Raw genomic sequence first — 11294 nt, 5'->3', positions numbered from 1 at the left:
GGCTCTTCTTACTTGAGGTGGGGGCTGGACAGTCCGCCGCCGATCAGGAGCATGCGGAGTCGGTAGTTGTCGCGGTTGCGGAAGCCGCGGGCGATCCGCCGGTGGAGCTCGATGAGGCCGTTGACGGCTTCGGTGCCGCCGTTGTTGGATCGGCCGGTGTCGAAGTAGGCGAGGAACGCCTCCCGCCACTGCTTCAAGGTGCGGCCGAGGCGGGCGATCTCGGGCACCGGGCAGGTCGAGAACGAGGTGAGGACCTGTTCGGCGATCTTGCGGCCCTCGGCCGGCTTGGGATGCCGGTAGGCGTCCCTCAGCTGCTGGGCACATGACCAGGCCAGCCACACGGGCAGGTGTCGCTCGTCGGCGTCGAAGGCTGCGCGCAAACGTGTCCACTGGCGGTCGGTGAGCTTCTCCGCGCCGGCGCGCAGCATGGTGCGGATTCCGTACAGGGGGTCGCCCTTGCGGCCACGGTGCCCGAGGGTCTCCTGCTGGACTCGGCGCCGGCACTCGTCCACCGCAGCGGTGCCGAGCTTGACGACGTGGAAGGCGTCAAGAACGGCGACGGCATCCTCCAGCTGGTCATCGATGGCGTTCTTGTAGCCGTGGAAGGGGTCTAACGTGGCGATCTTGACCTGCTTGCGGAACGCTTCGCCACGCTGCTCGAGCCAGTCGGCGTAGACCTTCCCCGACCGGCCGGGCACCAGGTCCAGCAAGCGTGCGCGGACGCGTCCTGCCTGGTCACGGGTCAGATCGACCATCCCGGTGAGCTCCTTGGGGCCGCGACCACCGTCGGCGATCGGCTTGGTCGAGACGTGGTGCCAGATGTGCTCATCCACGCCCAGGGCGGTGACGTCGGCGAAGCGGGCCTCGTCGGCGGCCATCGCCTCCAGTAGCGGCTTGATCGAGCGCCACACCGTGCGCCAGGTCGTGCCCAGCTGCCGGGCGATCCCGGCGACCGAGGCGTGCTCGCGGCGCAACTGCCCGATGGCCCACCAGCACGCCCGCGTGGTCAGCAGCGCCCGTGGCCGAGCGAGAGCCTCGTGCTGCTCGGTGAACGCCTTGCCGGTGCACTCGACCTCCACGCAGCGCCAGGTCCGCTTGCGCCACACCAACTGGACCGGGCGCCCGAAGCAGGGCACGTCGACCAGGACAACGTCGCGGCGACCGTGGCTGCCGACGATGACGCCACAGGCCAGACAGCCCATCGGCTCGGGCGCCGACTCCACCACGACCTGCACTCGGCCGTGACGCTCGACGACCTCGATGACGTGGAAACCGTCCAGGCCGACGAGGAGATCACAGCGATCGCAGTAGGAGTGAGCGAAGGAGGAATCAGGACGTGAGCGCGCGCGAGCGCACGCCGTAGGCTCGGACACCGTCGAGGCCTTCCGGTCGGGCAGCTTGGTCGCTCCCGATCTTGGAAGGCCTCGACCCCTCTCCCGCCTCAGCTCACACGCGCGAGTCCCTCACACCCACCGCAGGTACGAAGAGCCCCCATAGGGTCCAATTGTTCCCGTGACTGTGCCGGCCGCCGCGCCCGACGACATCCTGCAGCGCATCTGTCAAGAGAATCTCGCTGTCTACCGCGAGTCGCAGGCCCGTCTGCAGGAGGACGTCAGTCAGGAGTCGCAGGTCGGCCACGACTACCGGGGCCGATTGGTCTACGAGCTTCTGCAGAACGCAGATGACGCGCTCGTGGGAGTGATGACCACCGAGAACCGAGCGCTCTTCCGACTGACGGAGGACGAGCTGTGGGTTGCGAACACCGGTCGCCCCTTCACCGAGGCCGACGTGCGCGGACTCTGTGGCTTGGGCGCAAGCTCGAAGACTCAAGCCGACGGCCCAAAACGGGCCAGCATTGGTCACAAGGGCCTTGGCTTCAAGTCCATTCTTGAGATCACCGATGCGCCCGAAGCCTATTCGGAGACGGTGTGCTTTCGACTCGGCCGTGGGCAGGCACTGGAGCAAGTCAGCGCGCTATGGGCTCAACTGGACCGAGGCAATGTGCGAGGCGTTCCGGTCATGCGCTTCCCGTCCACCGTCACTGTGGACCATCCGGTCTGGAGGGAGTTCCGGGAGGATGGCTTCCACAGCGCCTTCCGGTTTTCCTTCCACGCGAAGGTGACCGCGGACCAGCGCGCGGCACTGGCCCACCAGCTCCTGACGCTGCCCATGACGAGCGTCCTGTTCCTCAAGCACCTGGAGGAGGTGGTTATCGACGTCCAGACGTCCGCGGGGCAGGGAGGGCGCCAGTGGCTCCTGGAACGCCACCGGGTGACGAGTGGAGGAGTGGAACCGTGCGAAGGAATGACCGAGTCGGGTCTCTTCCGGGTCGACTTGGTGAACCACAGCGACGTCGGTGAACGCTACTGGGTGGCACACAATGCCGATGTACTGATTGGGGACCACCGCGACGGCCTCGCAGGTCCGGCGTGGGAAGGCGTCGACATCTCCGAAGTCTCGGTTGCCGTGCGGGATGCCGAAGAACCGAGGATTGATCCCGAGAGTCGCCGCTTCCACGTATTCCTCCCCACGCAAGAACCCTCCGGTTGCTCTGTCCTTGTCAACGGCGCCTTCACCACCGACCTCTCCCGCAAGCATGTACAGGTCTCCGACTCCGCCTCGAACTACAACGCCCATCTGCTCCGGCAGGCAGCCAAGACGTTTGTGGAGACGCTCGTCCCTCACCTGCTCAGCGAGCGCGGTCCGGTCTGTGTCCTCCGCGCGCTTGAGCAGGAGGCAGGCATCACCGGCGAGGCCGCCTTCCTGATGCGCACAGCCCTCACCGAGGTGCTGGCCGACACGCCCCTTCTCCCCGCCGGGGAATCGTGGCTGAGCCTCGTCGAGTCCATCTTGCCCACGCCCGTCCTCGGTGCGCACGGCCACGAGCTCGCCGCGCTGCTTCATCCCGACAGCTCCATCGACGGGCGGCGCTTTCCGGACCCCCGGTACTGCGAAGGCGAGCTGGCAGCCGTGTGCGCAACCTACGGAGCGGTCGCGCTTACCCCCGTCGGGACGCTCAGGGCGCTCGCGGAGTGCGTCGACCCCTCTGAGGCCGTCCTCCGACCGGAACCGGCGGGGCGCTTTCGCGTCGACCCTGTGTTGGAGCTGTGCGCGACGCTCTGGGAGAGCGCCGACGCGGACGATCGCCAGCAGCTGGAAGCGACCGCGCGTCGGGTGGCCGTCTTCCCCATCGGTGAAAACGCGGAGGGGACGGTCAACCGCATTCCGCTCGGCGACGAGAGCGCCCTCTACCCACCGCGCTCGTCGGCTGAGGATCTGCCCCTCCGCCGGCTTCGCTTCCTGGCGCACGCCGTGTGCTGGGGCACCCTCGGGCGGACTGAGCAGCGCGCTGTCCTCGGGCACCGAATGAGGGCATGGGACGCGCTCTTCGACATCAAGGAGTTCCGGTTCGAAGAGGTCATGCGCGCAGCAGTGCTTCCAAGTCTGACGCGAACGGGCTCCGTCGACCCCAAACTCCGGGACGCGAACCGGACCATCGAAGCACTGGCCGCCATCTGCCGGCTCGCTGGCAAGACCACTAAGCCCGACCAGCCGCTGCCGTTGGGACGCCTCGGTTCCGACCGCGCCTTCTTCAACCTCAGCCGCCTCGAGGTCCCCTGCAGGTCCCATTCCGGCGGCGAACCTGTGTGGGCACCGGCACACGAGGTCTACTTCGGACGCGACTGGGTCGGTGCGGACTCCGTCGAAGAGATTGTCGATGCCATGGCAGCGGCGGGCAAACCGGTGGATATCCACTTCCTTGCGTCCCCCAGGGTGTTCGACGCCTACTTCTCGGCGATAGGTGTTCACGTTGACCGCGACGACGTCGGGCCCTCGACCGCCGTGGACGACGGCGAGGTCGACCTGGAAGACGACACAGACGAAGTCCTGGAGACGACGGCAGACGATCGCTGGCGGAACTTCTTCGCATGGCTGGGTGTGAGCCGCGGACTACGACTCGTCCACTTCCACGACGTCGTCGACTCCGGCACGGGATGGACCAACACAAAGGGGCTTGGCAAGCCCGGCGGGTGGGCTTTCGCCGGACTGGGTGAGACCTGGAGCGAATACCGTCAGGAGGTCGAGCGCCACCTGATCGGAGATCCTCGATGGAGTTCTACCGACCACTATCTGTACGAGGTCCATAACCTCGACAAGCTCGACGAGATTGCGCCCGTTGCGCGACTCAAGGACAACGACGTCGCCGAAAGGATGCTTACCCACCTCGTTCGCAACTGGGCGACGTACGCGCGGTACACGCAGGCCACGTTGGCGCTCGTGGGCGCAGGCAAGTGGCCGTCGAGTCGCACCTCTCCGCCGCGGGCGACTTCGGAAGAACTCGCGACAGGAGGCCCGAACCTCTGGCTGTTCCGACTCCGGCATAACGTGATCTGCCCTACGAGCCATGGACCTCGACGCCCGGGTCAGACTTGGCGTCGCTCCGAAGAGCTGCTGCGACGGCTCGGCCGGGGCGGCCGAGCAGCGGACGCTTTTCTGCCAGTGCTCAAGCAGCCGGCCGACGTGTCGTCCTCAGCGCTCCGCGCCTGCCTCGACGAGCTCCAAGTCCGTGGTGAACTTGTTCCTTCGGCCTTCACTACCCAGGACGCCCACGACCTTTGCGTCCGTATCGCGCATATGTCACGCGGGCGCTGTGACCGGCCAGGTTCTTCGCTCCGACCTGCGGCCGATCTACCGTCAGATGTTCGAGCTCCTGGTTGGAAGCGTGACGACGCAAGACGCACCGCTGTCGGAGGCGCCACTCGCAGCCCGGACCGCAGACGGCATCGAGTTTCTGCCCGCGCGCGACGTCGTGTACGCGTCTGTCTCGGGTAGCCGCGAGCGCAGCGGAGTCCAGGGCAAGGTGCCGCTATTCGTGCTCGAAGCCGAGCCCGGGGCGCTGGCACCTCTCCGGAACATCTTCGGCACTCCACTGCTTGAGAGCACCCTGGAGTGGTCGGTCAGGCCGGGCGAGACCGCGCTCGATGACGCGGACCTCGGAGAGCTCCGACGTGGACTCAGTGACCTGGTGCCGCCGTTGTTGGCACGCCTGGGCGCGGATCGGGCCGAACGCAGCGCGGCAGACCGGAGAATGATTCTGGAGTTCGTCCAGAAGATTGAGCCTGTCCAGGCACTGACGCTCGGCTGCAACTTCCGCGGCGACGATTTGGGGGAGATCCCTCCGCGGAGCTACTACGTGCGTCGCACCGAGGAGGCGGGCTTCCAGGGGTTTGCCGTCTGGACGGGACCGGCGTGGCCGCCCATCGCCGAGGACGCACAGACCCTGGCCATGGCCTTAGCTGAGACGCTCGAGGTCAACACGGTCGAGACTTTCCTGTCCTTCATCAACGCCACACCGTCCCAGCGGCAACAACTGCTCGACCTGGCAGGCGCAGGCGAGCGGCTCGACGAAGTCATGCAGGAACTCGCTGGCGCCGCGGCAGAGCCTGAGGCCAGCACCGCAGGAAGTGGAACCGGCGACGCTGAACACCCAGCGCCTACCGACGGGGAGTCAACGGAGTCCGAGGGAGAACGCACCCCTTACTCACGTCCGAACACCGCGGCACACGCCGCGGCCCGGGTGCCATTGCACCGGTTCGAGGACCTGCTCCTCGACGGAGAAGTCATCCGAGTCGGAGGCGCAGCATCAGCGAGTGCGACCGATGGCGAAGAGGACGGCGGAGGGTCCGGAGTCGGCTCCGGGGGCCAGGTTGGGTCACCCGGTGGTACGCCGCGCGCTGCTGCCGGAACCGACCTCGCTGAACTTGACCGCCTCGGAATGCGAATCACCTTCGCTTTCGAGCGCAGGCGGTTCAACTGGCTGAAGGTCGTCGACCTGCCGGGTGATGAGGTTACGGAGGACGCGGACGTGTTCATCGTCGACGTGAGCTCACCGAAGATGATCGCGGCAGCGGTGGAACAGTCCAAGGACGTGAAGGCCGTGTTCGAGGAGATGGCCCAGCGGGGCGTCAGTCCGCTTCACCCAGGCTTTGACATCCTGACCATCAAGGGCGGTGAGATCGACAGGATGATCGAACTGAAATCATCCGGAGTGGACGCTCACGTGCAAGCCATGAGCTGGAATGAATGGAAGACCGCCCAAGGGCATCTTCGTACCCACTTCTGGCTCTACTTGGTGGGAAATCTTCGAGCAGACCTGGAGAACGCTTCCCCATTCGTCCGCACAGTGCGAGACCCCTTCGGCACTCTCGCGTCGTCTGAGAACGAGGATCTAATCCGAAAGCGGACGGTCCAGCTCCGCGTTCGTGAGTTCGCAGCCGCGGATCAGTTGACACTGGAGGTTCGCAGGAAGGACGCCGAAAGGCCGCTGACTCGATGAGCTGCACCCCGGGCGTCCAAGCCTTCGTCCAGCTACCCGAGAAGCGAGGGGACGGGACGCTGTTGGCCGACGAGGCGTGATGCAGGCGTCAGATGGGAAGTTCTGCCCACCGCCCCAGTGATCAGCTCGAGGAGGTGCCGCCACCCAGTGGGACCCCTCCCTGCGGCGGTGGCCCGGCAGGTGGTGCGCGCGAGCGGCTGCGGCGGAGCGTGAGGGAAGGCAGTGGCGCTGCAGCTGCAGCATTAGGGGTCCGGGAAGGCGGAGCATGACTAGTGGTCCTGCCTGCAGTTACGGCGTCGTATCGGGTCGCCAGGCGGTCGGGTCATTGAGGTAGAGGCCGCAGGCGCAGTCGAGTGCCTCCTCGGGGCTGCCTGCGGTGTCACCGCTGGGCAGGTAGTTGTCCCGGTAGTCATCGTGGCTGGCGCGGTAGATCGCGAAGCCCCAGCGGCTGGCCGAGCCGCCGTAGCGCAGCCGGCAGAGTGGCAGTACCTCGCCGTCGGGGAGCTGGCCGTCGATGTAGGCGAACTGGCCGCGGAAGCGCACGTCCACGCGGGCGAGGGCGGGCCAGCGTTCCCGGGCGCGGGCGTTCAGTCGCTGGCCGAGGCTGGTCTTGGTGGAGGCCGGCGGGGTCGGCATCGGCTCATCCTGCCCGCATCAGGCCGCCAGCGAAGTCTGCTCGCCGCTCTGGCGAGCGTCGATGCGGTGCAGCAGGTCATCGAGTTCGCGCCGCCCGAAGCGCCAGTCAAACGGCGTGGCGGTGGCGTTGAAGCGCGGCTCGAAGGCGGTCAACCGGGCGGCGAGGGCGGCCAGATCGGCGAAGTCAGCCGGTTTGATCACCTTCCGTTGAAGGATCGAGAACACGATCTCGATCTGGTTCAGCCACGAGGCGTGGATCGGCAGGTGCACCAACTCGCAGGTGGGCCAGGCCGCGCGCATCCGCTCGACCGCGCGGGCACCGTTGTGCGAGGAGCCGTTGTCCACGATCCAGAACACCCGCGCGGCGGAGGCGTAGGGCTCGACGCTCATCACCTTCTCCACCAACTGCCCGAACGGGACGATCCCGGTGGTCGGGGCGGTCATCCCGATCAGCCGGGCACGGTGCACGTCGTAGGCGCCGAAGTAGGCCAGCGTGCCGCCGCGGGTGTACTCGAACTCCACCCGCCGGGTGCGGCCCGGCCCCGGCGGCAGCTCCGGATGGCGGCGGCGCAGCGCCTGCAGCTGGGACTTCTCATCGGCGCTGATCACGTACTCGTCCGCGCCGAGCTCGACCCCGTCCCAGCGCCTCTCGTAGAGATCGAGCACCCCGCCGGCCTTGGGCGCGAAGTCCGGATCCCGCGGAAAGATCCACGACTCGTGCTGCCAGGGCTTGATCGCGTCCTCGTGCAGCCAGCGGCGCACCGTGGACGCCGACACCGCCTCCACCAGACCCTCGGCCACCGCCTGAGCGGCCAACTCCGCCGAACTCCACCGAGACGTGTTGCCTACACCTGGTTCAACCGGATCGTGGCCCTGCGGTTCCTGGACATCAACGGTTTTACCGGCATTGGCGTTGTTTCCCCACAGGCCGGCGTCGAACTCGGTCAGCCCGAGGTCCTTGCAGAGGCAAAGCGCGGCAACATCGATCCCAATGTTGTAGGTACCAAGACTCGGGAGGCGATTGCGGCGCTCCTAAATGGGACTCGGCGTAGCGAAGACCCCCAAGGCGAGGCCTACGCACTGCTGCTTGCGGAGAACTGCCGCTACCGGAACCGCGCCATGCCGTTCATGTTTGAGCGGGAAGGCGACTACACCGAGCTGCTCATCCCCGCGAACGTGCTGGCGGACGACTCCGTGCTCAACCGGGCCGTCAAGGTGCTCACGACTGAGGTCTGCCGGGATGTCGAGGTCATCGGTTGGCTCTATCAGTTCTATATTTCGGAGCGTAAAGACGAAGTCTTCGCAGGCTTCAAGAAGAACAAGAAGGCGGGGGCTGATGAGATTCCCGCAGCAACCCAGCTTTTTACGCCACACTGGATCGTCCGCTACCTGGTCGAGAACTCCCTCGGCCGCCTGTGGATGCTGAATCGCCCGTCCTCGCAGCTTGTCGACCAGATGGAGTACTACATCGCTCCGGTCGACGAGGAGAGGGACTATCTCAAGATCAACGGCCCTGAGGAGCTCAAGGTCGTCGACCCGGCGTGCGGCTCGGGCCACATGCTGACCTACGCCTTCGACCTGCTCTATGCCATCTACGAGGAAGAGGGCTACGCCCCGGCGGAGATCCCCCGCCTAATCTTGACCAATAATCTTCACGGTGTGGAGATCGACCCCCGAGCTGGGGCGCTAGCTGCCTTCGCTCTAACGATGAAGGCCCGTGCCAAGCAGAGGACGTTCTTCAACAAGCAGGTCGAGCCGAAGGTCTGCGTCCTCGAACCGATTACGTTCACGCCGGACGAGATCGATGTCCTGTTGACGCGCGGTGGCGACAAGCATGCCGAGTCGGCCTTCTGGTACCAATTTAAGCACGCGGACGTCTTCGGATCACTGATCGGGCCGGACGCAAGTCTGATGGCTCGGCTCAAGCAGCACATAGCTCAGCACGACAACGGCGGAGACATCCTCCTGGCGAACCTGCTCGATCGGGCTGAGCGTGTTCTGCTCCAGGCCGAGTACCTCTCGCAGCGCTACTCCGTCGTGGTCGCGAACCCACCGTATATGGGTAGTGGAAATATGGGTTCGATACTTTCTGGGTTCGCAAAGAGTCAATATCCGGAATCAAAATCCGATCTGATGACGATGTTCATCGACCGGGCCGCGGCTCTCGTGCGGTCCGGGGGAGTGTTCGCGATGATCACACTCTCAGCTTGGATGTTCAACCAAGACACTGCGGCCTTCCGAAAGGCGCTTCTCGGGCGCGCCTCAATCTCGTCTCTCTTGCACCTTGGCCGAGGGATATTCGGCGTGGACTACGGAACGGTCGCCTTTTCGGCGACGCTCGGGCATGATGAGCGAAGCGTGGGCATCTATCGCAAACTATATAACGTGTTCTCAGCAGTTAGAACGCCCGATGAAATCCGTGATCTGTTTCTAGACCATGCCCACGCCTCATACGTTGTGGAGCAACGGGCGCTAGAATCCTTGCCGGGAGGAGTGCTCGCGTATTGGGTGGACTGGGAGGTTGCCGAGGCGTTTCGGCGTTGTGGTCCGATTGGCAAGCGATACCCGTCGGGCAACGGCATCACAACATCTGACAACAGTCGTTTCCTCCGCTACTGGTGGGAGGTCTCGGTCGCGAGTGTGCGGTCTAACCCCGCCGGCGACCCCGCGAGCGGGCACTGGATCCCAATCAACAAGGGCGGCCCCTACCGAAAGTGGTCCGGAAACCGAGAGTACGTCCTTGACTGGCGGGATGACGGAAAGAAGCTATTTGACCTGCGACCGATCGCAACCATGAGGAATGTTGACAAGTTCTTCAGGGCGTCGATCAGTTGGTCGGATGTGTCGATCGGCTCGGTGGTTGGGCGGGTCTACGGCGCCGAGTATGCGTTTGACGCCTCGGCCAACTCGGTGTTTCCTGAGGATGAGCGAGATAGCTATGCGATTCTGTCGTTACTCAACTCTCGCGCGGTCGCCGAAATCTCGCTCCTCCTCAACCCCGGAACTCACTTCAAGATCGGGAACTTCGAGGCGCTTCCAGCCATGCTTCGATCGGACGCGGACCTGTTCGACGATGTTGCGCAGCTTGTGAGGATATCCGACGCGGACCTCAGGACGTATGAACTCGACCGAACCTTTATGCGCGACCAAGTGGCGCGCTTGCGCGGCAGCATCTCGGAGTCGATTGCATGCGTTCAGGGAGGTTGGGCGCAGGAGATTGAGCGAGCTTCAGAGCTTGAACAGAAGAACAATGAGGCGATTGCGAAACGCGAGTCGCTGCCACCTAGAATGTCACTGGCACCTGAAGCTGAAGATGTAACGTTACGAAACAATCCCGACTTCGAGTTCCGCAAGTTCGACCGCAGTCTCCGGGTCAAACTGGATGTGAGGGCAAAAGTCGACGACCTTATCTCTTACGCCGTGGGATGTATGTTCGGTCGTTTTAGTCTGGATACGCCGGGGCTCGTGCTGGCCAATGAGGGCTCGACGGTGCAGGACTACCTGGCCAAGGTGCCGAGCCCGACGTTCGCACCAGATATGGACAACGTCATCCCTATCGTAGATGGCGACTGGTTCGAGGACGATATCGTTGCACGCTTTCGCCAGTTTCTCCGAGCGGCGTTCGGGGAGCAGCACTTCGAGGAGAACCTGCGCTTCGTCACCGAGTCCCTCGGCGTGAAGGACGTCCGCGACTACTTTGCGAAGTCCTTCTACAAGGATCATGTTCAGAGGTACAAGAGGCGCCCGATCTACTGGCTGTTCTCCAGCCCCAAAGGCTCGTTCAACGCGCTCATCTACATGCACCGGTATACGGGCTCTTCGCAGTTGAGGGTGTAGGTAGGGCTGGCGCGTCGGTCCCGGGATAGAGGTCGAGGCCTCCCGAGGATGGAAGTTCTCACACTGCCCATCCGGAAGACCTCGACGTGCCTGACGCTACCTTCGGCTGCCCTGACCTGACCACGTTCGCCGGCGTGGATGAGCTGGGTCTGGAGGTCGTCGGGCAGCGGCTGGCTCCTGACCGTGCGGTCCTGGCCTGCCGGGTCGTCGAACCCGACCGGTGGTGCCGTCGCTGCGGGTGCGAAGGCGCGCCGCGGGACACCGTGACCCGGTCGCTGGCCCACGCACCGCTGGGCTGGCGACCCACCACGCTGCTGATCACGGTCCGCCGCTACCGATGCTCGGGTTGTGGGCACGTGTGGCGCCAAGACACCAGCAAGGCGGCCGAGCCGCGGGCGAAGCTGTCCCGCCGAGGTCTGCGGTGGGCGTTGGAAGGCATCGTCTGCCAGCACCTGACCGTCGCCCGGGTCGCCGAGGGCCTCGG

At 65.1% G+C, this 11294-nt stretch carries 5 protein-coding genes and 2 pseudogenes; 4 read left to right on the top strand and 3 right to left on the bottom strand.

Annotated features, from left to right (window positions below; translation table 11 throughout):
* Positions 1-8: 8 nt before the first annotated feature.
* Positions 9-1235, bottom strand: a complete 1227-nt coding sequence (locus QOZ86_RS20805) for an ISL3 family transposase (RefSeq protein WP_284493833.1) — start codon at positions 1233-1235, stop codon at positions 9-11.
* A 277-nt stretch (positions 1236-1512) separates the two neighbouring features.
* Here QOZ86_RS20805 and QOZ86_RS20800 point away from each other — a divergent pair, with 277 nt between their 5' ends.
* Positions 1513-4833, top strand: a complete 3321-nt coding sequence (locus QOZ86_RS20800) for a sacsin N-terminal ATP-binding-like domain-containing protein (protein ID WP_284493871.1) — start codon at positions 1513-1515, stop codon at positions 4831-4833.
* A gap of 256 nt (positions 4834-5089) precedes the next feature.
* On the top strand, positions 5090-6337 hold the full coding sequence (locus QOZ86_RS21070) for a protein NO VEIN domain-containing protein (RefSeq protein WP_348637990.1): 1248 nt from the start codon (positions 5090-5092) through the stop codon (positions 6335-6337).
* 288 nt (positions 6338-6625) lie between these two features.
* On the opposite strand, the gene QOZ86_RS20790 is transcribed toward QOZ86_RS21070, so the two are convergent.
* Both QOZ86_RS20790 and QOZ86_RS20785 read right to left on the bottom strand, forming a co-directional pair.
* Positions 6626-6973 (bottom strand): hypothetical protein, encoded by a 348-nt coding sequence (locus QOZ86_RS20790; RefSeq protein ID WP_284493870.1) that lies wholly within the window; start codon positions 6971-6973, stop codon positions 6626-6628.
* An 18-nt stretch (positions 6974-6991) separates the two neighbouring features.
* Positions 6992-7810: pseudogene (locus QOZ86_RS20785) on the bottom strand (IS630 family transposase); the annotation flags it as partial.
* Between QOZ86_RS20785 and pglX the strand changes: the two are divergent.
* Complete coding sequence (gene pglX / locus QOZ86_RS20780; RefSeq protein WP_284493869.1) at positions 7691-10810, top strand: BREX-1 system adenine-specific DNA-methyltransferase PglX; 3120 nt, start codon at positions 7691-7693, stop codon at positions 10808-10810. The pseudogene QOZ86_RS20785 and the gene pglX sit on opposite strands and share 120 nt — an antisense overlap.
* A gap of 86 nt (positions 10811-10896) precedes the next feature.
* Positions 10897-11294, top strand: a pseudogene (locus QOZ86_RS20775) (ISL3 family transposase); the annotation flags it as partial.

The organism is Blastococcus capsensis (genome assembly GCF_030165005.1).
Classification (GTDB): Bacteria; Actinomycetota; Actinomycetes; order Mycobacteriales; family Geodermatophilaceae; genus Blastococcus; species Blastococcus capsensis.
The sequence above is the reverse complement of the archived record's forward strand: the minus strand, read 5'-3'. Positions and strand labels throughout refer to the sequence as shown.

What these genes read in the sequence shown, in the direction of transcription:
- QOZ86_RS21070 (WP_348637990.1), top strand. Translation starts at nt 5,090, where the DNA reads ATGATTCTGGAGTTCGTCCAGAAGATTGAGCCTGTCCAGGCACTGACG.
- QOZ86_RS20790 (WP_284493870.1), bottom strand. Translation starts at nt 6,973, where the DNA reads ATGCCGACCCCGCCGGCCTCCACCAAGACCAGCCTCGGCCAGCGACTG.